This is a genomic window from Catellatospora tritici (assembly GCF_019083965.1).
GTDB lineage: Bacteria > Actinomycetota > Actinomycetes > Mycobacteriales > Micromonosporaceae > Catellatospora > Catellatospora tritici.
Map to the genome: position 1 here is coordinate 59,114 of NZ_JAHRCY010000004.1, position 25,211 is coordinate 84,324.

Consider the following 25,211-nt stretch of genomic DNA (forward strand, 5'->3'; position numbering starts at 1 on the left):
TCCGGCCGCACGTGAACGTCCTTTCCGGAATCTGCCGCCGCAACTGCCGGTGGGCATCCTTCGGTGGCGCCTGAGCTGCGATGACGATGCTCGATCGACGTACAGCGAATGATCCGGTGCTCCTCCCTACTGTCCACGGTGTTCTGTCACCCAACGGGGAAGAGGGACCGTGTTCCGACGATTCACCAAGCATCGAACTCTCCTCAGCCTGATGTTGCCCGCCCTGGTGGCGACGACGACGGCTGCCAACCCGCTGCCGGTGTCCGCGGCACCCACGGCGTCGTGCGCGGGCGTATCGGCGGTCGCCGCCGACGAGCGAACCGCCGTCGCCAGCGCCCGCGCCTGCCACGTACGGGTGGAGGTCACCGGCAAGCGCACCGAGCAGGCGGAGACCTACGCCAACCCCGACGGCACCTACACGATGCGGATCTCCGCTGTGCCGCAGCGGGTCAAGCAGTCCGACGGTACCTGGGCGGCGATCGACACCCGGCTGCGCCGACGCGCCGACGGCGCGCTCGTACCGGCCATGGTGGCGCAGCCGCTGGCCCTCTCCGGCGGCGGCACCGCGCCGCTGGTGAGCCTGCGCACGAAGGGCGGCGACCTGACCCTGTCCTGGCCGGCGCCCCTGCCGACCCCGACGATCGACGGCGACGCGGCCGTCTACGCCGCTGTCCGGCCGGGCGTCGACCTGCGGGTACGTGCGCTGCGTACCGGCTTCACCTATGTCCTGGTCGCCCGCGACGCCGCCGCGCTGCGGCAGCTGACCCGGGTCGCGCTGACTGTCGGTGGCCCTACGCTGCAAAAACGCGGCGACGGTTCCGCCGAGGTCGTTTCGCGCGCCGGCGAGGTGCTGCTGTCGGCGGGCGGAGCCACGATGTGGGACTCCACCGGCACCGGCTCGTCCGCGGCCGGACCCGGCGACACCGCCCGCAACGCCGCGGTGCGCACCACGGTCGCGGGCAACCAGCTGGTGCTGGAGCCGGACGCGGCGGCACTCGACGATCCGGCGCTGACGTTCCCGGTCTATGTCGACCCGCAGATCGCGGGTCGCAACCGGTGGGCGTACGCCGACAGTTCCAACAGCGACCGCAACGACGGCATCGCCCGCGTCGGCCAGAACCCGGACGGCAGCGGCACCTACCGCTCCTTCTTCGAGTTCCCGATGGCCGGCACCGCCGGGGCGCGCATCATCGCCACCAGCTTCGACACGCTGCTGACGCACTCTTACTCGTGCGGCGGCACCCCCGTGAGCCTCTACTGGACCAGCGCCATCACCGCCGGGGTGAACGGCACGAGGGTCGGCTGGAGCCCCGCTCTGAACCAGTGGCTGGACGAGCAGTGGGGCATGGCGCACAAGCCGAGCGGCGGCACGGGCTGCGCCAACGACCCGCAGCCGGACCTGCCGATGCACTTCAACAACGTGCTGCAGACCAAGGTCCAGGAGTGGGCCAACGCCGGGGTGTCGGCCGTGACGCTGGGCCTGTCGGCCAAGGGACCGAACGGTCTCAACGAGACCGCCACCGACCGGTGGAAGAAGTTCGACCCGGGCAGTACCTGGCTCGTCATCAACTACAACTCCTACCCGGTCACCCCGGCGCCGAGCGCGCTGACCACGGTCGGCACCTCGCAGACGGTGGCATGCCACACCGGTGACGTGGCCCAGCAGCCCCACATCGGCACCACCAACGGGGTGCACCTGCGGGCCACGCTGACCGACAACGACAGTGCCGACGTCCTGGTGGCCAGGTACGAATGGCAGGACGTGACCACCGGCCTGTCCCACATCATGGCCGACACCCCCGGGTTCAACCCGCCGCACACCTTCGACGTCACCGTCCCGGCGGCTTCCCTGCCCGCCGGGCACAGCATCCGCTGGCGGGTGCACGCTTTCGACGGCACCGACAGTGGCGGCACCTCGGCGTGGTGCCAGTTCGCCGTCGACAACGGCGTACCCGGACAGCCGACGCTGACCTCGACCGACCTGCCCGTCTTCCCGGCGAACCCGCCGACGACGGCGACGATCGGGCGGCCGGGCACGGTGACGGCGACGCCCGCGCCGGGCGACACCGACATCGTCGCCTACTACTACGGCATCGGCGCCGCCGAGCAGGCGCCGACGACCTACATCCAGGCGGCGGCCGACGGCACCGCGCAACTGCCGATCGTGCCGGTGGTGTCCGGGCTCAACAAGAACTTCCTGACCGTCGTCGCGGTCGACGCGGCGGGCAACCGGTCACCGCTGCCGGTCAGCGCGCCCGACGGGGGCGGCACCCGGCAGTTCCGGGCCAACGCGCCGGCCACGGTCACGCATGTGAAGGGCGACGTCACCGGCGACGGCAAGGCCGACATCACCGGCTACTACGACCTCGGCAACGGCCAGTCGCAGTTCATGACGTTCGTGTCCAAGGCGGACGGCTCCGGCTACTACCAGCCGGTCACCCCGATCGTGCACGACGCCGGTGCGCTGCCCGCGGGTTCGACGCGGGTCAACGGCGACTTCACCGGCGACGGCGTCACCGACCTGGCGGCGTTCCGCGACGAGGGCAACTGCCGGATGACGCTCTACTGGTGGACGGGCACCCGCAACGGATTCTCGGCCTCCTCCGGCCCGCTGTGGGACTCCGGCGCCGGGAACTGGTGCTTCGCCAACGTCGGCAACAAGGTCTTCACCGGCGACTACACCGGTGACGGCAAGGATGACATCGGGCTCTTCTACAAGTACCCCAACCAGCTCACCCGCCTGTTCGTCTTCCCCGCCAAGGCCGACGGCACCGGCTTCGGCCTGCCCCAGATCTGGTGGGACTCCGGCGTCGGCAACTTCGACTGGAACCGGATGCGCGCCGTATCGGGCAACTTCGACGGCAACGGCAAGGCCGGGGTCGCCGTGATCTACGACTACGGCAACTGCGTGACGAGCGTCTTCAGGTACACCTCGACCGGCACCGCGATGAACTGGCCCACGCTGGTCTTCCACACCGAGCCGCCCGACTGGTGCTCGCCCAACATGACCGCCTGGTTCGGCGGCGACCTCACCGGCGACGGCAAGGACGACATCAGCGCCCTCTACTACTACGGCAACAATTTCTACAAGCTCTTCAGCTTCGCCGGTCCCGGCCTGGGCCCCATCGGCGAGACCGGTGTACCCGCCACGCAGGGCGACGCCAACCAGCTCAAGTCGTTCGTGGGCGACGCGAACGGTGACGGCCGAGCCGACTTCGGCAGCTTCGTCAACACCGATGCCGCGACCAACCGCACCCAACTGCGGGTCTTCTACGGCAACGGGTCGACCTTCGCCACCGACGTCCTGCGCTGGGACTCCAACACCCTCACCGGCGGCCTCAACTGGTCCCGGTTCACCCCGATCGTCTAGGCCCGAGAGGAGAGACAACCCATGAGATCCTTACGACGATCCCTGCTGATGGCCGCGAGCTTCGTGCTCGCCGGCACGCTGGGTGTCACGGTGCCGGGTCCCGCGACAGCGGCTCCCACCCGACCATCCCGACCAGCACTCCTTGCCTCCGTGCCCGGCTCGGACGGTGTCGTGAAGGCGCCGCCGTCGGACCCGAACCCCGCGCTGAAGGCCGCGCCGCCGCAAAGCGCCTGGCCCAAGGCGGGATTCGCGGAGATCACCCTGCCGTCGACCGCCGCAGCCGCGTCGGCCGGCGGCGGCGCGCGGCAGTGGTCCTTCGCGTCGGGCCTGCCGGTCGCCGCACGGCCCAGGCTCGCCGCGTCCGGTACCAAGTCGGCCGGTGCCCTCACCTCCCCGGCGAAGGTCGGGGTGCGAGTCGAGGACCACGACGTCGCGCGGCGCTCCGGATACGACGTGATGGTGCGGCTCAACCGGACCGACGGGGGCACGACCGGGGCGCCGTTGTCGGTGGCGGTGAGCTACGCCGGGTTCCGCAACGCGTACGGCGGTGACTGGGCGGGCCGTTTGCGGCTGGTGAGCGTACCCGACTGCGCCGCCACCACCCCCGACGCGGCAGGCTGCCGCGCCACGGTCGTGCCCAGCGTCAACGACCGCGCCGCGGGCCTGGTCAGCGCGGACGTCTCGGTGGCGGCCACCGGGACCACGCTCGCGCTGGCCGGGGGCCCGTCCTCGGACGGGGGCACCTTCGCCGCGACCGATCTGGCCGCCTCCGGCTCCTGGTCGGCGGGCGGCAGCTCGGGCGGGTTCGGCTGGACTTACCCGATGCGCTCGCCGCCGTCGCTGGGCGGCCCGAAGCCGCCACTGGCGCTGTCCTACTCGTCGCAGGGGGTCGACGGCATGACCGCCGCGACCAACGCCCAGCCCAGCTGGGTGGGGGAGGGCTTCGGCTGGCAGCCCGGCTCGATCGAGCGCTCCTACCGCACCTGCTCCGACGACGGGCAGGCGGGCAGCAGCGACCTGTGCTGGGTCACCGACAACGCGACCATCTCGCTCAACGGCCACACCAACACGCTGATCTACGACGCCGCGTCGGGGCAGTGGCGGCCGGACGGCGAGGACGGTTCCATCGTCGAGCGGCTCACCGACGCGTCATTGGGCAACGGCGACGACGACAACGAGTACTGGAAGGTCACCACGACCGACGGCATGCAGTACTTCTTCGGCAAGCACAAGCTGCCCGGAGCGCCCGCAGGGGCGGAGACCAACTCGGTCTTCTACGAGCCTGTCTTCGGCAACAACACCGGCGAGCCGTGCCACGGTTCCACCTTCGCGGCGTCGAGCTGCCAGCAGGCCTACCGCTGGAACCTCGACTACGTGATCGACACCCACGGCAACACGATGTCGTTCTACTACACCCGCGAGCTGAACCAGTACGCCCGCAACGGTTCGACCAGCACCGTGGTGAGCTACGTCCGCGGCGGCTACCTGCGGGAGATCGACTACGGGACGCGCCTGGACAACGGCGTGGACACGGCGTTCTCGGGCACCGCGCCCGCGCGGGTGCTGACCGAGGTGGCCGACCGCTGCGTCACGCAGGGCGCCACCTGCACGACGGCGACGGCGAACCAGTCGAACTGGCCGGACGTGCCGCTGGACCTGTTGTGCTCCGGCAGCGGCTGCGCGGGCCGCAACGGGCCGTCCTTCTTCACCTCGAAGATGCTGACGGCGATCACCACACAGGTCGCCAACGGGACGAAGTCCTGGCGGCGGGTCGAGCGGTGGACCTTCAACCACGAGTTCAAGGCGCCCGGAGACGGTAATCAGCCGGTGCTGTGGCTGTCCACGATCGGCCACTGCGGCACCGACGACAACACCTGTATGCCCAACGTGACCCTGACCTCGGTGCAGAAGTCCAACCGGGTGGACACCACCGGCACCACGAACTCGATCATCCGGTACCGGCTCGGTTCCATCGTCAACGAGATCGGCGGCGTCACGACCGTGACCTACTCCACGCCCGAGTGCGTGAAGGACTCGGTCATGCCGACCAGCCCGGAGACCAACACGCTGCGGTGCTACCCGCAGTACTGGACGCCGACCGGTGCCAGCGGCCCGAAGCTGGAGTACTTCCACAAGTACGTCGTCAACTCGGTGGCCGAGACCGACCTGACCGGCACCGCGCCGGACGAGGTCTCCTACTACACCTACGTCGGCGGCGGTGCCTGGCACCGCGACGACAACCCGCTCACGCTCACCAACCGGCGCACCTACAACGGCTGGCGGGGCTACGAGCTGGTCCGTACCGTGCTTGGTGCGGCGTCGCAGACGCAGTCCAAGAGCGAGGCGCGCTACTTCCGGGGGATGAACGGCGACGTGCTGCCGTCCGGCACCCGCTCGGCGGCGGTCGTCGACAGCGACGGCGTTTCCTGGCCCGACGAGCCCTGGCTCGCGGGCATCACCCGGGAGACGGTCAGTTTCCTCGGCAACTCCGCTACGGTCTACGCGACGTCCAAGGAGGACCCCTACGTCTACGGCCCGACGGCCTCGCAGACGGTCAACGGCATCACGCAGAACGCCTACGCCACCGGCACCGCGGTCGTCACCGCCCGATCGTGGCTCGACCACGGCACCGGATGGCAGGTCACCCGTGCCACGAACACCTTCAGCGGCGACCGCACGGCCCGGGTCGTGCAGACCGACGACGAGGGTGACACCTCGACGACGGCTGACGACCGCTGCACCCGGTACACCTTCGGGGCGAACGCGGCGGGGACGTTCGTCATCGCGCCGGTGCGGGCCGAGACGGTGGGGGTGCGCTGCTCGGCGACGCCGAACCGCGCCACCGACGTCGTCGCCGACGCCCGCTTCGTCTACGACGGTGCGTCCGGCTACGGCACCACCATCGGCAAGGGCGAGGTGACGCGGACCGAGCAGATGTCGAGCTGGAGCGGCGGCACCGCGACGTACCAGACGACGGCCCGCCAGGCGTTCGACGCCAACGGCCGGATCACCTCGGTCACCGACGCGTTGAACAACGTCACCCTCACGGCCTACACGCCGGCGTCGGGCGCCCCGGTGACCAAGACGGTCATCACCAACCCGATGGGCTGGGAGAGCACCAGCGAGATCGACCCCGCGTGGGGGAGTCCGACGGCGACGATCGACATGAACGGCCGCCGCACGGACGCCACCTACGACGGGCTCGGCCGGGTCACCGCCGTGTGGCTGCCGGGCCGGACCAAGGGCGTCGACACGCCCGACGTCAAGTACACGTACACCATCCGCAACACCGGCGGGATCTCGTCCATCACGACCAGCCGGCTCAACACGGCCGGTACCGCCTACCTGTCGACGTACGAACTGCTCGACGGCAAGGCCCGGCCCCGGCAGAAGCAGACCCCGGCGGTCGGCGGGGGCCGGACCATCGTCGAGACCCTCTACGACAGCCGTGGCAACGCGGTGAAGACCCGCCCGGGGTACTTCAACTCCGCCGGACCCGGCACCACGCTGTTCGTGCCGACCGGAGACGCGGCCGTCCCGGCGCAGACCGTGACGACCTATGACGGGCTAAACCGGGTCTCGATCGAGGCGTTCCAGCTCAGCGCGGTGGAGCACTCCCGGGCGGTCACCACCTATGGCGGCGACCACGCCGAGACGAGCGCCCCGGCGGGGGGCTCGGCCACCTCGACCTGGGTGGACGCGCAGGGGCGTACGACGCAGCTGCGCAGCTACCGGGCGAACACCGCGACCGGCTCCTACGACGCCAGCTTCCGCACCTACAGCAGCAGCGGTGAGCTGACGTCGTTGACCGACGCGGCGGGCAACAAGTGGACGTACGTCTGGGACCAGATGCACCGCAAGATCAGTGAGACGGACCCGGACAAGGGCACGAGCACCTTCACCTACGACGAGCTGGGGCGGCAGACCTCGGCCACCGACGCCCGCGGGGTGAAGCTGATCTACACCTACGACAAGCTCAGCCGCAAGACGGCGGAGTACGTCGGGTCGGTGACGCCCGCGAACAAGCAGGCCGAATGGGTCTACGACACCATCCTCAAGGGTCCGCTGACCTCGTCCACCCGCTACGTCAACGGCGACGCCTACACGACGGCGACGACCAGCTTCGACCAGCGGTACCGGCCGACCGGGGCGAAGGTGTCGATTCCGGCCTCGGCCGGGACCCTGCTCGCCGGTGACTACCTGAGCTCCAGCACCTACAACGTGGACGGCACGATCGCCACGGCGACGCTGCCCGCCAAGTCGGGCTCGTCGACGACGGGCGGGCTGGCCCCGGAGACGCTGACGTTCGGGTACAACAGCATAGGGCTGCCCACCACGCAGTCGGGCCTGGACACCTACGCCACCGACACCCAGTACCTGCAGACGGGCGAGCTGTCGTCGATCAACGCCACGATCGGCAACGGGAAGAACGTGCTGCAGTACTGGAACTACGAGCCGGGCACGGGTCGGCTGGCCGGGCACCAGGTGCTCGCAGACATCCCCGGCACGGTCGCGGCCGACGTGCACTACGCCTACGACAAGGCCGGGAACGTGACGTCGGTGGCGGACACGCTGTCGTCGTACGGGACCGGGACGGACGACACGCAGTGCTTCCGCTACGACGGGGCACGCCACCTCACCGAAGCGTGGACTCCCGGCACGGGATCCTGTGCGGCGAACCCGACGACGGCGGGGCTGGGCGGTCCGGCACCCTACTGGTCCAGCTACACCTACGACGCGGCGGGCGCCCGCAAGACCGAGGTGCGCCACACCACGGCGGGCGACCTGACCCGTACCAGCGCCTATCCGGCGGCCGGTCCGTCGGCGGTGCGTCCGCACGCCGCGACGACCATCACCAACAGCGGCCTGTCGACCACGGTGGACTCGTTCGCCTACGACCAGGTCGGCAACATGACGACCAGGTCCATCGCGGGCAAGCCGAGTCAGACGCTGACCTGGTCGCCGCAGGGCCAGCTGACCACCGTCACCGACACCGGCGGCACGACCTCCTACGTGTACGACGCGAGCGGGGTCAGGCAGCTGGCGAAGGCCGCCGACGGCACGACCACGCTGTACCTGGGGTCGACCGAGCTGAAACTGGCCGGGGGCCTGGTGACCGGCACCCGGTTCTACAGCCACGCCGGTCAGCTGATCGGCGTCCGCACGACCACGGGCGTCCAGTGGCAGGCCGGCGACGGTCAGGGCACGTCGCACCTGTCGCTGCGGGCCACCGACCTGTCGCTGACCAGGCGCCGGACGGACCCGTGGGGCAACGTCCGCGGCGCTGCCGTGGTGTGGCCGACGAGCCGGGGCTTCCTCGGCAAGGTCAGCGACAGCACGGGCCTGACGCACCTGGGTGCCCGGGAGTACGACCCGGTGACGGGGACGTTCATCTCGGTCGACCCGAAGCTGGACACGGGCGATCTGCAGCAGATGGCGGCCTACTCCTACGCCGACAACAATCCGGTGACGCTGGACGATCCAGAGGGCCTGCACGTGGGCGACCCGTGTGAGGGCGCGAACAACTGCGGCATCAAGACGCCGCCGAAGCCGGAGAAGGAGTGGGACGAGCAGGAGACGAAGAAGGTCCCCGGCCCGCCGAAGGTCCTGCTCATCAAGATCACCCGGCACGTCAAGATCTTCAAGGTGAAGGGGATCGTGATCGCGGAGGTCTACCAGTGCGTCTACCCGCCACTCGGCGTGGCCGGGCCACCGGGGTGCGGGACGTTCACCCAAGCGCTCGGTCCGGCGACCGCGTGCACCCGCGGGCTTGACCCGAACTCGGTCTGCTTCGTCGGGGCCAACGGGTACGCCTACGACCTGCACGGCACCCAGTCCTGCGCGCCGGTCAACCAGGTCACCGCCTGCGGCGGCGGCCAGCCGACGATGGACCGCGGCTGCGGCCCAGGCGGGTCGGGCCCAGGCGGCAAGCCGTGGCCCCAGTACCTGGGACCGACAAACGGCCACGAGATCCATATGGAACGGGAGATCCCGGAGTTCGACTGCGGCAGGACCGACGAAAGATGCAAGATCGTGAAGGCCGTCAGCTGGGTGACCGACAAGCTGGCCTGGTGCCCGTTCGCACCCTGCGCCGTCGCGTCGCTCGCCGGCAACCTCACCATCTCGGCCTACTACGTCGGGCAGGGCCAGTACTACGACGCCTACCGGCACTTCGGCGAGGGCATGCTCGTCTACGGCACGCACCGGATGGGCGGCTACGCCTCGGCGTACTACCTCGGCAGGCACGGCAAGGACGCGGAGAGGCTGGGCGACTGGGGCCTGCACTACGTGACACACCCGTCGTCGGAGTACGTGTGGGACAACATCATGCCGCCGAAGGACGAGCTGGAAGCGGAGGGCGGTGAGTAGCTGAACGGCACCTGAACGGGGGACGCCGGTGCCCGTAGCGGGGCACCGGCGTCGGCCTGACGTCAGCACACGATCACGCCCGCGCGGCAGGAACCGCGCCGATCTTGCGGCCCAGGTCGGCTGCCTGCGGATGCCTGATGTCGGCGAAGATCTCGTAGGCCGTCCGCCAGTGCTCCCGCGCCGCCGCGTCATCGCCCATCGCCTCGTACATGTCACCGAGGTGGCCGGTGAGCTGGGCTTCCATCGCCCCGTCCGCCATCGCACGGGCCAGTCGCAGGCCACCGTGGAAATGCGTGGCCGCCTGCGGGTAGTCGCCGAGCTCGTGCCAGGCCAGGCCGAGGTTGTCCCGCACGACCGCCTCACTCGCCAGGTCGCCCTCCTGCTGGTGCAGGGACAGCGCCCGCCCGAAGTAGACCAGCGCCTGCTCGTGCTCGCCCTGCGCGGCCAGGAACAGGCCCACCGAGTTGCTCGCCCGGCCCTCCCAGTTCGGCTGATCCAGCTCGGCCCACAACTCCATCGACTGCCGTACGTGGCGCAGCGCCCGCTCCTGGTCACCCTGCAGCCAGCACACGTACGACAGCACGAACAGGTTCTCCGCCTCTCCCGGTCGGTCACCGACCTGCCGGCTCAGGTCGACCGCCCGGCTCAGGTGGGCGTGCGCCTCGCCGAACCGGTCGAGCCGACCCGCGACCACGGCCAGGAACAGGTGCGCCTGCGCCGCCGCCGGACGGTCGGTCAGCGCCGTCGCCGCGCCCAACGCCACCGCCCACGCCGCGCCCTCGTCCTGCCAGCGACGCTGCTCGCTCAGGAAGGTGTCCAGCGCCCAGCCGAGCTGCCAGGCGTGGCGATCCATGCCCTCGTGGCGCGCCTGACGCAGCGCCGCCAGCAGCACCGACCGCTCGGCGTCCAGCCAGCGCCGGGCCGCCGCGACATCAAGTCGTCCCGGCGGGGCGGCCGGGTCCACCGGCATCATGATCGGAGCCCGGGACGGGTTCAATGTCCGCTCCGCCCGGTACGCCATGTGCGTGTAGTGATCCAGCAACCGGCGCAGCGCGGTCCGCTGCTCGCTATCGCTGTCGGTGACGGCGGCCAGCTCGCCCGCGTACACCCGGAGCAGGTCGTGCAGCTGGCAGCGGCCGCTCACCTGCTCGACGAGCAGGCTCGCGTCGGTCAGTTCGCGCAGCGCCCGGCGGGCGTCGGGCAGCGCGACCCCGGCGAGGGCGGCCGCCGCAGGCGGCGCGATGTCGGTCCCGGCCGCGATCCCCAGCAGCCGGAACATCCGGGCCGCCGCCGGGCTCAGCGGCCGGTACGACCAGGAGAACACCGTCCGGACCCCGTCGAGGGTCGACGTCCCGGGCCGACGCAGCTCGGCGGCCAGCCTGGCCAGCGGGAACCCGGTCTGCAGCGCGCGGGCGGCAACCAGTGCCAGGGCCAGCGGCAGCCGTCCGCACGCCGCCACGATCGCCGCGGCTGACTCGGCGTCGACCGCCGGCGCGCCGATCCGGCCGACCAGCAGCTCGACGGCCTCCGCCTCGTCAGGCAGGTCCAGGACCACCGGCTGGGCGCCGAACTCGGCCACCAGGCCCGTCAGCCGGTCCCTGCTCGTGACGATCGTGCAGACGCCCGGTCCGGCCGCCAACAGTGGGCGGACCTGGTCGGCGTCGCGGGCGTTGTCGAGCACCACCAGCAGGCGGCGGTCGGCGGTCAGGCTGCGATACAGCGCGGCCTGCGCCTGCGGGTCGCGCGGGACGTGGTACGGCTCGACGCCGAGCGCGTCGAGGAAACCGCGGATCGCGTCGGCCGGGTCGACCACGTCCTCGCTGCGGTCGAAGCCGTGCAGGTCGACGTAGAGCTGACCGTCGGGAAAGGCCGGACAGGCGCGGCGGGCCCAGTGCACGGCCAGCGCGGTCTTGCCGACGCCGCCGGGTCCGGTGACCACCACCATCGGCACGCCCGCGCCCGCCGGGCCGAGCGCGCGATCGAGTCGGCGGAGCGCGTCGGCGCGGCCACTGAACGCGGGCACTCCGGCGGGCAGCTGCGCGGGCACGCCGGCCGCGAGCGCGGGGCGGGGCTGCGGCACCGCCGGGTCGAGGTCCGGCGCCGGGGCGCTCAGCACGTACTGGTAGGCGGTGGTCAGTTGCGGGCCGGGCGAGACGCCGAGCTGCTCGAGAAGCCGTTCCCGCAGGTCGGTGAAGGCGCACAGCGCGGCAGCCTGCTCACCGGCGGCGGCCAGCGCGCAGATGAGCCGGGCGTGCAGGCCCTCGTGCAGCGGTTCGAGCAGGGCCAGCTCGCGCAGGTGGCCGAGCGTGTCGACGGGCCGCCCGGCGGCCAGGGCCAGGTCGGCGTGCGCCATCGCCGCCTCGACCCGGCGGCGGCTGAGACGCACCGCGCTGGGGTGGTGGCACAGCCGCGGGTCGTCGCCGCCGAACAGCGGCCCTCGCCAGCAGGCCAGCGCGTCGAGGTAGCGGGCGGCCGCGGTCTCGGGGTCACCGGCGGCCTGCGCCGCGACGGCCTGGTCGAAGTGGCGGGCGAACTCCGCCGCGTCGACGTGCACCACTGCCGGGTCGAGCAGGTAGCCCGCCGTGCTGAACCGGATCGCGGTGGCGCCGGACGGATGATGGTCTCCGGTCTGCAGCAGCCGACGCAGCCGTCCTACGTAGACCTGAACCAGGTTGTGGCAGGTCTTCGGTGGATCGTCGCCCCAGAGGACGTCGATCGCCGCCGACACCGGCACGGGCTGACCGGGATGCAGTGCGAGCAGCGACAGCAGCACCCGAGGCGTGGCCTGCTCGACCGCGACCGGGCCGTCCGGACCGCTCAGCGTCAGTGGCCCCAGTACGCCCAGGCGCAGCACGGGACGGTCGCGGGCGGCCGCGCCGGTCAGGTGCCCGGCGAACGCGTCGTGCAGCGCGGCGCGGTCGAGGTCGGTGATGGGCAGCGCGCTGAGGATGCGGCGCAGCGAGGTGTCACGCGGCCTGCTGACGCGCCCGTGCTCGATGTCGCGCAGCGTTCGCAGGCTGACCCCGGCCCGCTCGGCGAGCGCGGACTGGTCCAGCCCCACCCGGTGGCGGTGGCGGCGCAGCAGGCTGCCCGGATCGCCTGCCGTATTCGGTTCGCCCGACACGTCGTACCTCCCCCTGTCGACAGCATGATGATCGATCTGCCGCCGGTAATATACGGCGCTTGACTTGGGCTGTCGCGCCGACTCGACCGCTCATTGTTCGGACTTGATGAATATCATTTCCATCGATATCTTGGTTGCGGTGGGCTGACCCGTCGCGACCCCTGTGAGGTTCGGTGGCAACGCACAAACAGCACCTCGTCGAGTCGATCCGGGCTCGTGCGGCGACCTCGCCACAGGCGACCGCGCTCGAGCAGGGCGCGCGATCGATCACCTATCGCGAGCTCGACGCCCTGATCGACGAACGAGCACGGGTGCTGCGGGACCACGGTGCGGCCGGTGCCCTGGTAGCCCTCGAACGGGCGAAGTCCCCGGAGTTCGTGGTCGACTACCTGTCCGTGCTGGCCGCCGGCGGGGTGGTCGTGCCGCTGGACCCCGACGTCCCACCGGCCCGGCGGGACGTCTTCGTCGAGCTGGCCCGGCCGCGGTTGCTGCTGCGGTCGTCCGGCCCGCCCGAGACACGGACAGGCGATCCGCACGAGGCGATCGCCGAGGACGGGGCGTTCGTGTACTTCACCTCCGGCTCCACCGGGGTGCCCAAACCGGTCCTGGGCTCGGCGCTCGGCGTGCGCACCTTCGCCGACTGGTTCTGCCGCGAGTTCGGGTTCGGGCCGGGCGACCGGTTCGCGTTCATCGCCGGTGTCAGCTTCGAGGCGAGCCTGCGCGACCTCTTCCCACCGCTGACGGCGGGCGCGACCCTGGTCATACCGGAGCCGGACGACCTGGTGTCGCCCGCGGCGACCGTGGACTGGCTCGCCCGCACGGACATCGGGGTGGTCACCGTCGTGCCGTCGGTCGCGCGCGGCTGGCTGCGCGACGGCCGCCGCCGCTGCCCGAAGGTGCGGGCGGTGTTCTTCCTCGGCGAGCCGCTGACCCCGGACGTGCAGACGGGCTGGCTGGACACCTTCTCGGGCACGTCGGTGCAGGTGAACTCCTACGGTTCGACCGAGAGCGGCCAGGGCACCGTCTACCGGCAGATCGCGGTGGGGGAGCGGTTCACCGAACCTGTCCCGGCCGGGCGGCCGGTCCCCGGCACGCGGTACTGCCTGATCGCGCCCGAGGCGACCCTGTCGGCCGAACTCGTGCGGGCGGCGCTGCGCCAGCCTCCGGCCGCGGGTGAGATCGTGCTGGTCAGCCGCTCGTGCAGCCATGGCTACCTGGGGCTGCCGACGGAGAACGCGGCACGCTTCGCCGACCTGGGCGCCGGGGAGACGGCATACCGCACCGGTGACCTTGGACGGGTCGACGAGCGAGGCGAACTGGTCGTGATAGGTCGCGCCGACGACGAGGTCAAGATCAACGGGGTGCGGGTCCATCCGGTGGAGGTCACCCGCGCCATCCGGGCCCAGCCCGCCGTCGCCGACGCCTTCGTCGCCGCGGTCGGTGGCACCGAACCCCGGCTGACCGCGTACGTCGTGCCCGCCATGGGCCAGCCGCTCGACGTCGGCCGACTGCGGTCGGGCCTGCTGGATCTGCTGCCCCCGGTGATGATCCCCAGCCGTTTCGTCGAACTGGACGAGCTGCCGACGACCCGGACCGGCAAGGTCGACCGGGCCCGGCTGACCGAACTCGCCGCGCGGCACGCCCCGGCGGCGGTGTTCGTCGCTCCGACGGGCGAACTCGAGCGCTGGCTGGCCGAGCAGTTCACTGAACTGCTCGGCACACCACGGGTGTCGGCCGGCGACGACCTGTTCGCCCTCGGCGGGGACTCGATCACCGCGACCCGGCTGGTCTCGCGGATCGCCGACGACCACGGCGTCCAGCTGTCGCAGCGGGCCGTGTTCGCGGCGGCGACGGTGACCGGTCTCGCCGCGGCGATCCTGGCCGAACAGCTGCTGGCGACCGATCCAGAGGAACTGCGGGCATTATTGGACTCCCTGGACGACGCATGACCGAGGCGTCGCTCGCACAGCGCCTGGCGCAGCTGAGCCCGCAACAACGCGCCCAGCTCAGCAGCCGGCTGCGGGACAACCCCGTCCGCCCGCGCCCCGAGCCGATCCCAGTGCTGGACCGCTCGTCGGGTCGGTTGCCGATGTCGTCGGCCCAGCGGCGCCTGTACTTCCTGCAGAAACTGCAACCTGACAGTGCCGCCTACAACAATGTGGAGGCGGTCCGGCTGCGCGGCAGGCTCGACCTCGGGGCGCTGCAGGCGGCCGTGACGGCGGTGCTGGCCCGGCACGAGGTGCTGCGCACCACCTGCGGCGACGATGACGGGCAGCCGCGACTGCTGGCGGCGCACCCGGCCGACGCCGCCCAGCGGCTGCGGGTGGAGGTGGTCGACGCGTCGCCGCCCGCCCCGCCGGGGGGTACGGATGCGGTGTTGGCCGCCGCCGCGGACCGGCCGTTCGACCTCGACGCCGAGTTCCCGCTGCGGGTGCTGCTGGTCCGCGAGGCCGACGACGAGCACGTGCTGCTGCTCGTCGTGCACCACATCGCCTCCGACGCCTGGTCGTGCCGACTGCTGGTGGCAGAGTTCTTCGCCGCCTACGCCCGCGCCGTCAGCGGCGACTCCGCCGGGCAGGCCCCACCCGGCGTGCAGTACGCCGACTTCGCGGCCTGGCAGTCGGCGGGCCTGGTCGACGGCGACCTCGCCGGGCACCTGTCCTACTGGCGCGAGCGGCTGGCGGGCCTGGCCCCGGTGCTGGAGCTGCCCCTGGAACAGCCCCGCCCGGCGGTGCGCCGCGACCGCGGTGCCGAGATCCACTTCGACCTCGATCAGCAGACGCGGCGGCGGCTGCACGCCGTGGCCCGCGACGCGGCGGTGACCCCGTTCGCGCTCCTGCTGACCGCGTTCGGCTTCGTCCTGCACCGGCACTGCGCCACCGAGGATCTCGCCGTCGCCGTCCCGGTCTCCGGCCGCGAACGCGTCGACATCGAGCAACTCATCGGCTGCTTCATCAACACCGTCGTGCTGCGGCTGGACCTGAGCGCGCTGCAGACCTGCCGCGACCTGGTGCGTCGCCTGTGGAGCAGCACACTGCACGACCTGGAACACCAGAGCCTGCCCTTCGAACACCTGGTCGCCGAACTCAACCCGCAGCGCGACCTCAGCGCCGGGCAGCTGGTGCAGGTCATGTTCAACCACTACCCGGCGACCGAGGCACCCACCCAGGTCCCCGGCCTACAGGTGGCCCCCGTCGACGTCAGCCGCGCCCGCGCGAAGTTCGACCTCACCTGCACCGTGGTCGACCACGGCGACCGGCTGCGGCTGACCCTCAACCACGCCACCGACCTGCTCGACGGCGCGACCGCGCGACGCATCGGCGAACACACCGTCGCCGTGCTGGCCACCCTCCTCGACGACCTGGACGCGCCCATGGCGGCGCTGCCCCCGGTGCCGCCCCACGACACCGACCCGCGCGACCATCGCACCACCCCGGCGGCCGATCCCGTGCCGGTGCTGCGACGCTTCGAGAGTCACGCGCACGCCGACCCCGACCGCGTCGCCGTGCAGACCCCCGACGAGCACATCACCTACGGCGACCTGAACCGTCGCGCGGCGGCACTGGCCGCGTACCTGGCCGGGCAAGGAGCCCGGTCGCAGCCCGTCGGGCTGCTGTTCGAACGGTCCGTGGACTACGTCGTGGCGATGCTGGCCGCACTGAAGGCGGGGCGGACCTACCTACCGCTCGATCCGGTCATGCCGCCGCCGCATCTGGCCGCGGTGCTACACGCGGCGGACGCGGGGCTGGTGCTGACCCACGCCCACGTGGACACCGCCGCACTGGCACAGGCGGCCCCGCACGTCGAGATCGCCGCCGTCGAGCGGCTCCCGCCGGGCTCGGCCACGACCGCCGCCGGTGCCGACGAGGCCATGTACGTGCTGTTCACGTCCGGGTCGACCGGCGCACCCAAGGGTGTGGTGGTGGAACACCGCCACTTCGCCGCCTACCTGACCTCGATCATCGACCGGATGGCACTGCCCGACGGGCTGAACTTCGCGCTGGTGTCGACGCTCGCCGCGGACCTGGGCCTGACCAACGTCTACGGTGCGCTGGCCACCGGCGGCACGCTGCACCTGCTGCCCTACGAATGGGCCGCCGACCCACCCCGCTTCGCGGACTACTTCCGGACCCACCACATCGACGTCATGAAACTGGTGCCCAGCCACCTGCAGGCCGTCGCCGACGCCGGACTCCTGCCGGACGTCGTACCAGCGCGCCACCTGGTCCTGGCCGGCGAGGCCTGCACCTGGGACCTGGCCGCCGCCGCGCAGGCCGCCCGGCCCGGCTGCGTGGTCTGGAACCAGTACGGTCCGACGGAGACCACCGTGTCGGTGCTCGCCTACCGCGTCCCCGACCCCCCGCCCGTCCCGCGCGGGGTGACCGTGCCGCTGGGCTTCCCGCTCGACCACGTGGGTGTGCACGTGGTCGACGCCCAACTGCGGCCCCTGCCGCGCGGCGCCGCGGGCGAACTGCTGATCACCGGCGGCAGCGTCGCCCGCGGCTACCTCCACCCCGGCAGCCCCGACCAGGCACGCTTCATCCGCGACCCGTTCCGCGCCGACCCGCGCGCCCGCGCCTACCGCTCCGGCGACCGTGCCCGGATCCGGGCCGACGGATCGGTGGAGTTCCTCGGCCGCCTCGACCGGCAGGTGAAGATCCGCGGCTACCGGGTCGAACCCGCCCACATCGAGGCCGTCCTGCGCCGCCACCCCGGCATCGCCGACGTCGCCGTCGCCGCTCGCACCGACCACGGGTACACCACCCTCGCCGCCTACTACGTGACCGTGCCCGGCGTCGCGCCGCAGCCGCCGCTGCCTGACTTCGCCCGCGCGGCGATGCCCGCCTACCTGGTGCCCGCCGCGTTCGTCGCCCTCGACCGGCTGCCGCTGACACCCAACGGCAAACTCGACTGGCGCGCCCTGCCCGCGCCCGAGCGCCAACCCACGGGCGACCAGCCCGCCACCCCGCCCCGGCACGCCCGCGACGCCGACCTGGCCCGGATCTGGTGCGACGTGCTCGGCCTGGACCGCGTCGGCATCGACGACGACTTCTTCGCCTGCGGCGGCGACTCCTTCAGCGCCATGCGCGTGGCCCGCCGCGTCGGCGACGGGATGCGCGTGGTGTCCCTGTTCCAGCACCCCACCATCCGCCGCCTGGCCGACTTCCTCGGCCGCGCCGACACCGGCGGCTACCTGCACCGGCTACCCGGGGCCACGGCGGGCACCGCCACCGCGACCGCCGCCGTGGTCGCGGTCCCGTTCGGCGGCGCCACCGCCGCGGCCTACGCCGAACTGGCCAGGGCACTGCCGGCGCAGTTCCCGCTGTACGCGGTCGAACTTCCCGGCCACGACCCCGCCGACCCGGCCCGGCCCCTCGAACCATTCGACACGATCGCCGCCCGCTGCACCGACGAGATCCGCCGCACCATCACCGGACCGATCACCGTGTACGGGCACTGCGTCGGCGCCGCACTGGCCTACGACATCGCCCGCAGGCTGGCAGCCGAGGGCGCGCCCGTCACCGGTGTCGTGCTCGGTGGGGCGTTCCCGCGCCACGGCTGCCCGGCCGGGTCTTCGACCTGTGGGCCAGGCTCGTGCCCAGCGACCGTTGGCGCTCCGACCGGAACTACCACGACATGCTGCGCGGCATCGGCGGCCTCACCGAGGTCCTCGACCCGGCCGAGCAGGCGTTCACGCTGCGCGCGGTACGCCACGACGCCCGCGAATCCGAAGACCTCTACACCCGCCTGTGCCACACCGGCGCCCAGCCGCGCACGCTGCCCGCGCTGAGCGTCGTCGGCGAACGCGACCGGATCACCGAGTTCCACCAGGAACGCCACCGCGAGTGGAACACCCTGTGCGCCACCACCGATCTGGCCGTCATCCCCGACGCGGGCCACTTCTTCCTCAGGCACCAGGCCGACCAGCTTGCCGCCATCCTGGTCCGCTGGACCGAGCAGCGCCTGGCCGCCGCCCCGCCCGCGCCGCCGCCTGCCCCGGCGCCTGCCGCGCCCGCCGGTGGCGCACGCCGACCAGGCGCCCGGCTGGGCGACTTCGCACTGGTCACCCTCGGTCAACTGGTGTCGCTGACCGGCAGCCGGGCGATGGCGTTCGCCATGGGCGTCTGGGTCTACCTGCAGACCGGCAGCGTCACCCAGTTCTCCGTCATCCTCATCACCGCGCTGCTGCCCGGCCTGCTGGTGCTGCCTCTGGCCGGAGCCGCCGCGGACCGCTGGGACCGGCGGCTGCTGATGATCGGCGGTGAGGTCGTCAACGCCGCGGGCACCGGGCTGTGCCTGGCCGCCTACGCCACCGGCTCGCTGCGGCTGTGGCACATCTACGTCGCCGCCGCGCTCGGCTCGATCGCGTCGTCGTTTCAGCAACCGGCCTACCTCGCCGCCGTCGCCCAACTCGTACCCAAGCAGTACCTCGGCCGGGTCAACGGGATCCTGCAGACGGTCATGGCCGTCAGCCAGGCCGCGGGCCCGCTGGCGGGCGGCGCGTTGATCGTCGCCATCGGCCTGCGCGGCGTGATGATCACCGATCTGGCGACAGTCGCGGTCGCGCTAGCCACCCTGCTCGCCGTACGCTTCCCCGACCTGCTCTTCCGGCACCGGGAGGAGACCGTCTGGAAGGAGATTGCGGGCGGTCTGCGCTACATCGCCCGCCGACCCAGCTTCGTCGCCATGGTCGTGTTCTTCCTCGGCTACAACCTCGTGCTCGGGATCGCGTTGGCGTTGCTGCCGCCGATGGTGCTGGGCACCGGCGGCGCCGGCACCCTGAGCGTCACCACCATGATCGGCGCGCTGGGCGGGGTCGCCGGTGGCGTGGCCATGGCCCTGTGGGGCGGACTGGCCCGCCGCGCCACCGGCATGATCGGCTTCGTCGCGCTCACCGGCGCGGGGCTCGTCATCGCCGGGCTGCGCCCGCAAGCCGCCTATCCCATCGTGGGCATGGCCCTGGTCATGGCCTCCATCGCCCTCATCAACGGCCACTGGCAGACCATGATCCAGATCAAGGTGGGGATGGAGCTGCAGGGACGGATCCTCGCCACCAACCGGATGACCGCCAACCTCACCGAACCGCTCGGCTATGTCTGCGCCGGATGGCTCGCCGACTCGGTCCTCGCGCCGACCGGCGACGGCTGGTTCGGCACGGGACCCGGCCGGAGCCTGGCGTCGGCGCTGATCATCCTCGGCGGGCTCCACATCGTCCTCGCCGCCGCCGGCCTGCGCTGGCGCAGACTGCGCTACCTCGAGGACATCCTGCCCGATGCCGTCCCGGGCGCGGTCGTCACCTGGGACCGGGACAGGCTGCAGCGAGAGGCCGACGATCTCCGTTGAGCGGCGCGATGGTCTGACGCCGGCCAGCGGGCACGTATCCGAGTCCGGATCGGCGCCGCCGGGTGTGGTCCGCCTCGGCTCGGCGCCGTCCTGAGCCGCGCGGGCTCGGCTTCACCACCAGTAGTTGTCCTGCGGCGTGTAGCGACCTTCCAGCTCGGCCGTCTCATCCGCGGTGAGTGACAGCTCCACGGCCGCGACGGCGTGCAGCAGGTGGTGCGGCTGGGTCGCGCCCACGATGGGGCAGGAGACCACCGGCTTGGACAGCAGCCACGCCAGCGCCACCTGTGCCATCGGGACGCCGCGGGCGGCGGCGACGGCCTGGACGGCGTCGACCACCGGCTTGTCGACGTCACGGTCGAACGTTCTGGCGACGCCGTCGGCCGACGACCGGGTGGTCTGCTCTCCCCACGGCCGGGCCGCCCTACCCTTGGCCAGCGGCGAGTACGGCGTCAGCCCGACGCCCTGGTCCCAGCACATCGGGATCATGTCCCGCTCCTCCTCGCGTTTGAGGACGTTGTACTGGTCCTGCATGGCCGAGAACGCCGTCCAGCCGTTGACCACGGCTGACTGCTGCAGCTTCGCGAACTGCCACGCCCACATCGACGACGCGCCGAGATACCGCACCTTGCCCGAACGGATCAGGCCGTCCAGGGTGGCCATGGTCTCCTCGACGGGTGTCTGCTCGTCGAACCGGTGGATGTAGTAGACGTCGATGTAGTCGGTGCCCAGCCGCCGCAGCGACGCGTCGACCTGTTCGAGGATGGCCTTGCGGGACAGGCCGCTGCCGCCGGGTCCGTCATGCATCTTCCCGCTCACCTTGGTGGCCAGCACGATGTCCTCGCGGCGGGAGAATCTGGCGATCGCGCGGCCGACGATCTCCTCGGAGGTGCCGCCCTGGTAGACGTTCGCGGTGTCCCAGAAGGTGACGCCCAGTTCGACCGCCTGCCGGAAGAACGGCGCTGCGGCCTGCTCATCGAGGGTCCACTGGTGCATCCCGGCGGCTGCGCTGCCGTAGCTCATACAGCCGAGCCCGATCCGACTCACTTTCAGACCGGTGCGGCCCAGCCGTACGTATTCCACACCCAGCACCCTTCTCGCGGACGTCGTCGTGTGCCCGGCTACAGCCGGTTGGCGGATTCGTACCGGTCTTGGGGTACCGGTTCGAGCCAGGTGGTGGGGTCGCTGCCGTCGGGTCGGGCTTCGAGCATGGCGAGGTGGCTCATGAAGGTGTCGGCGCCAGCGCCGTGCCAGTGTTCCTCGTCGGGCGGGCAGACGATGGTGTCGCCGGCCCGGATGCGCAGCACTGTCCCGTCGCGCGTGCCGACGAGGCCGACACCCTCGGTGACGTGCAGGGTCTGCCCGACGGCGTGGGAGTGCCAGTTGGTGCGGGCACCCGGGGTGAAGCGGACCAGCGCGACAGTCATGCGGGACGGGCCCGTGCCGCTGTGGATCGGAGTCAGGTAGACATCGCCGACGAAGTTCTGCGCCGGGGTCTTCACCGTTTGGCCGACGGGCTTGAGTTCCATGGGGTGCTCCTCGGTCGAGCGTTTTACCGGGGTCGCAGTGGTGTCTTGGTCGCGCGGCGGTCGTCCGTCGCGCGGTAGCCCCGGCTGACTGGTCCAACGGAGGCTCGAGGCCGAGGACACGACCCGGTCGATCCGCTGCTCGAAGACGAGGTCGATCGACGCCGGGCCGGGGCCGGCCGCCATGACGGCCGGCCCCGGTCTCGGTTACTTGGCGTCGGCCAGGTCGGCGATGGCCCGCGCGGCGCGGAAGTACGGGCTGCGGCCCAGCTCGCCGATCGTCTTGATGCCCAGCGCATCCTTGAGGTGCTCGGCCGCACGCTCGCTCACACCGGCGAGCGCGGCGACCGGCGCGTTGGCGATCTCCTCCAGGCTCTTGTCGTGGTAGTCCTTGTCCAGCAGCTTGGCGAGATCGGCGGAAACCGGCATGGCTACTCCTTCGGGGGTCGGTGAGTCCGGCGCGTCGCCGGACGTACGGCACGATCCTTTCACCTTCGCGGCGCGCGGATCTTCGGGGCCCTGCCCCTGGCCCGCGGTCCCACGGCCGCAGTGGTGGCGTGGCGCGGGCATGGTCGCGTACGGACACCGAGGGGCATGGTCCGCAGTGCGGGCCATGACCTCGAGTGCCCAGAAAGTGGGCCCTGGAACCGGCGTCCGCTGAGGACTTCGCCTCATGTTTCGATTCACGACTGTAACTACGTTGAAAAGATCTCGCTCTTTTCGCGGAATGTAGGAGGGTCGCGCATGACAAGAGACTGGATCAGGCGGCCGGTGCGGATGGTCTCGCTCGGCGCCGGTTGCGCGGGAATGGTGCTGGCCGCGGTCGTCGTCGCCCTGACCCCGTCGGCGAGCGCCGCCGAGCTGGTGGTGCAGGCCGAAGCGTACTCGGCCCAGTCCGGCGGCGTCGTCGAGGCGACCGTCGACACCGGGGGCGGCTCCGACGTCGGTTACCTGTCGCGCGGGGACTGGCTGCGCTACGACGGCGTGGACCTGGGCGCCTCCGGCACGATGAACATCTCCGTCCGCGTCGCGTCCGCCACCGGCGGCCCGGGGACGGTCGAGCTGCGCACCGGGTCGCTGACCGGGCCCGTCCTGGCGCAGTTCACCATCACGGCCACCGGCGGCTGGCAGACGTGGGTGACCCAGACGGTGAGCGTCACCAGCCACCCGGCCGGTGCCCAGTCGGTGTATGCCGTGCTGGCCAACCCCGGCAGCGGCGCGGACTTCGTCAACCTCAACTGGCTCTCCTTCAACGCCGGTGGTCCGGCCAGCGGCTGGGTGAACGTCGATCCGGTGAAGTGGAACGCGCAGCTGGCCGCGTTTCGGGCGATGGCGATGGCCCCCGCGCCGCCCAACGCGGTACGGGTGCCGGAGTTCAACGCGACGTGCACGTACAGCCACTCCCTCAAGGACGACCCCATCGTCTTCCCCAGGCTGCCCGGCGCCTCGCACATGCACTCCTTCTTCGGCAACCGCGGCGCCAACGCCAACTCCACCGTGGACAGTCTGCGGGCCAACGTCAACACGACGTGCGCGCCGACCCCCGCCGACCTGTCGGCATACTGGGTGCCGACCCTGTACGAGCGCGGCACGGCGGTGGAGCCGAAGGGGGTCGTGGTGTACTACGGCTCGCGGCTGGCCGACCCCAGCCAGACGGTGCCCTTCCCGCTGGGCTTCGAGATGATCGCGGGCGACGCGCGATTGCAGGCGCCCACCCCGGCGGGATCGGTGAACCAGTTCTACTGCGTGGGCGGGACCACCGGCGGCGCGATCGGCCGCAGCGCCGACGGCAACTGGCCGATCTGTTCTCCGGGCGGGACGCTGATGTTCCAGCTCGTCTTCCCGGACTGCTGGGACGGCACGCACCTCGACAGCCCCGACCACAAGTCGCATGTGGCCTTCACGCCGAACGGCACCTGCCCGAGCGCGTTCCCGGTCGCGATCCCGTCGGTCTCGTTCGTCCTCGCGTACCCCACCGTGGGCAGCGCGGACGGGTTCACCCTGGCATCGGGGATGGCCTCGTCCATGCACGGCGACTTCTTCAACGCCTGGGACAACGACGCGCAGGGACACCGGGTGAAGAACTGCATCGTGCAGTCGGCCAAGTGCAACAGCGCCGGACAGTTCTGAGCACACGTCCGGGCGGGCGCCCTGTGCGGTGCCCGCCCGGACGCGGGGGAGCGGACCATCGGCCCCGCGTCAACTGATCGTGATCGTGTTGATGTCGGGGGCCGAGCCGGTGTCGTTGAAGAACCTGATCCAGCAGGTGCCCGCCGGCAGCCACAGCCGCACCGACACGTGTACCGGGATCAGCCAGCTGCGGGCCCCGGCCAGTGTCAGTTCCCGAACCGGCCCGTCGTCGACGGCGAGCTTGAGGGTGCGCGGCTGCTCGGTCTCGTAGACGACGGTCAGCGTCCGCTCGCCCGCCCGCGGCACTCCCGCGATCCGCACGGCGAGGGTGTTCGGGCCGCCGATGTAGCCGACCCGGCTGCCGTCCACACAGGTGGGGCACTCGATCACGCGGGCGCCCACGCGGATGTTGACCGGGTCGGCGGCGTGCACGGTGATCGGCCGGAACCGAATGGTGGGCGACGCGGCCGGTTTCGTCGTCGGCGGCCGTGAAATCCGCGACGGCGACGGCGATTGCGGGTCCGGTGCGGGCGTGGTCGAAGGCTGCGCGGGTGGCGACCCGGCGGGTTGTTGCCGCATAGGCACCCCGCCGTGCTGTGGGCCCGGCATGAGCAGCGGCGGCACGACGACGATCGTGGCACCGACCGCCAGGACAAGGGCCGCCCAGCCCAGTATGCGTGAGGACACGACGGGCACGCCGCTACCTCTGCCCGGTCCACACGGCGACCGCCTCGGTGCGGCGGGTCACACCCAGCTTGGCGAAGATGTGCTGCAGGTGGTTCTTGACCGTCTTCTCGGTCAGCATCAGCCGGTGCGCGATGGCTGCATTGGACAATCCTTGGGCGAGCTGCGCCAACACTTCCTGCTCCCGCCGGGTCAGGCCGAACCGGGACCTGGTGAGCCGCTGCCGCTCGGCGAGGTCGCGGCGGGCGCGCTCGTGTTCGGCGTGCTCGCGCACGGTCGCGGCCGCGACGGCCGCCGCGACCGGCGAGAGCCAGCCGTGCCCCGCCGCCACGGCCACCACCGCCCGGTACAGCTCCGGCGGGTCGAACGCGCCGTGGACGAGATAGCCGCACGCGCCGCCGCGCAGCATGCCCGTGATGAGGTCCGGGCTGGCGTCGCTCGTGAGCACCAGCACCCGCGTATGGGGGATCAGCTCGCCGAGCACCGAGAGCCCGTCCGCCACCGGCATGCGGTAGTCGAGCAGGGTGACCGTGGGTCGGTCCCGGCGAGCCAGCGCGACAGCCTCCCGCCCGTCGGCCGCCTGTGCCGACACGCACAGGTCCGCGCAGAGTTCCAGGTAGCCGCTGAGCGCCGCCCGGACGATGGGATTGTCGTCCACCACCATGAC

12 protein-coding genes are annotated in these 25,211 nt (G+C 71.7%); 6 read left to right on the plus strand and 6 right to left on the minus strand.

Annotation, left to right across the window (positions count from 1 at the left end):
• Positions 1 to 211 precede the first annotated feature (211 nt).
• A complete protein-coding gene (locus tag KUA19_RS10165) occupies positions 212 to 3,370 on the plus strand; it encodes an FG-GAP repeat domain-containing protein (protein ID WP_217395934.1) in 3,159 nt (1,052 codons plus the stop codon).
• A gap of 21 nt (positions 3,371 to 3,391) precedes the next feature.
• The gene (locus KUA19_RS10170) at positions 3,392 to 9,739 is read left to right on the plus strand and encodes an RHS repeat domain-containing protein (RefSeq protein WP_217395935.1); all 6,348 of its coding nucleotides are present in this window, start codon (positions 3,392 to 3,394) and stop codon (positions 9,737 to 9,739) included.
• A gap of 73 nt (positions 9,740 to 9,812) precedes the next feature.
• Here the strand turns inward: KUA19_RS10170 and KUA19_RS10175 are convergent, their stop codons facing one another.
• Positions 9,813 to 12,863: a BTAD domain-containing putative transcriptional regulator gene (locus KUA19_RS10175; protein ID WP_217395936.1), complete on the minus strand. Its 3,051-nt coding sequence runs from the start codon at positions 12,861 to 12,863 to the stop codon at positions 9,813 to 9,815.
• Between the two features lie 173 nt (positions 12,864 to 13,036).
• On the opposite strand from KUA19_RS10175, the gene KUA19_RS43840 reads away from it, so the two are divergent.
• From KUA19_RS43840 to KUA19_RS42565, 3 genes are all read left to right on the plus strand, one after another.
• Positions 13,037 to 14,812, plus strand: a complete 1,776-nt coding sequence (locus tag KUA19_RS43840) for a non-ribosomal peptide synthetase (protein ID WP_217395937.1) — start codon at positions 13,037 to 13,039, stop codon at positions 14,810 to 14,812.
• Positions 14,809 to 18,654: a non-ribosomal peptide synthetase gene (locus tag KUA19_RS10185; RefSeq protein ID WP_217395938.1), complete on the plus strand. Its 3,846-nt coding sequence runs from the start codon at positions 14,809 to 14,811 to the stop codon at positions 18,652 to 18,654. The genes KUA19_RS43840 and KUA19_RS10185 overlap by 4 nt, the downstream gene beginning before the upstream one ends.
• 269 nt (positions 18,655 to 18,923) lie before the next feature.
• Positions 18,924 to 20,207 (plus strand): MFS transporter, encoded by a 1,284-nt coding sequence (locus tag KUA19_RS42565; RefSeq protein ID WP_302498979.1) that lies wholly within the window; start codon positions 18,924 to 18,926, stop codon positions 20,205 to 20,207.
• Positions 20,208 to 20,318: 111 nt separating this feature from the next.
• Here the strand turns inward: KUA19_RS42565 and KUA19_RS10190 are convergent, their stop codons facing one another.
• The 3 genes from KUA19_RS10190 to KUA19_RS10200 all read right to left on the minus strand — a co-directional run bounded on the left by KUA19_RS10190 (position 20,319) and on the right by KUA19_RS10200 (position 22,159).
• Positions 20,319 to 21,287: an aldo/keto reductase gene (locus tag KUA19_RS10190; RefSeq protein WP_217395939.1), complete on the minus strand. Its 969-nt coding sequence runs from the start codon at positions 21,285 to 21,287 to the stop codon at positions 20,319 to 20,321.
• 38 nt (positions 21,288 to 21,325) lie between these two features.
• A complete protein-coding gene (locus tag KUA19_RS10195; protein ID WP_217395940.1) occupies positions 21,326 to 21,733 on the minus strand; it encodes a (R)-mandelonitrile lyase in 408 nt (135 codons plus the stop codon).
• Positions 21,734 to 21,937: 204 nt separating this feature from the next.
• A complete protein-coding gene (locus KUA19_RS10200; RefSeq protein ID WP_217395941.1) occupies positions 21,938 to 22,159 on the minus strand; it encodes a hypothetical protein in 222 nt (73 codons plus the stop codon).
• A gap of 315 nt (positions 22,160 to 22,474) precedes the next feature.
• Between KUA19_RS10200 and KUA19_RS10205 the strand changes: the two genes are divergently transcribed.
• On the plus strand, positions 22,475 to 23,860 hold the full coding sequence (locus KUA19_RS10205; RefSeq protein WP_254549175.1) for a DUF1996 domain-containing protein: 1,386 nt from the start codon (positions 22,475 to 22,477) through the stop codon (positions 23,858 to 23,860).
• Positions 23,861 to 23,929: 69 nt separating this feature from the next.
• On the opposite strand, the gene KUA19_RS10210 is transcribed toward KUA19_RS10205, so the two are convergent.
• On the minus strand, positions 23,930 to 24,547 hold the full coding sequence (locus KUA19_RS10210) for a carbohydrate-binding protein (RefSeq protein WP_217395942.1): 618 nt from the start codon (positions 24,545 to 24,547) through the stop codon (positions 23,930 to 23,932).
• A gap of 13 nt (positions 24,548 to 24,560) precedes the next feature.
• Entirely contained in the window at positions 24,561 to 25,208 is a 648-nt protein-coding gene (locus KUA19_RS10215; RefSeq protein WP_217395943.1) for a LuxR C-terminal-related transcriptional regulator, read from the minus strand.
• Positions 25,209 to 25,211 lie beyond the last annotated feature (3 nt).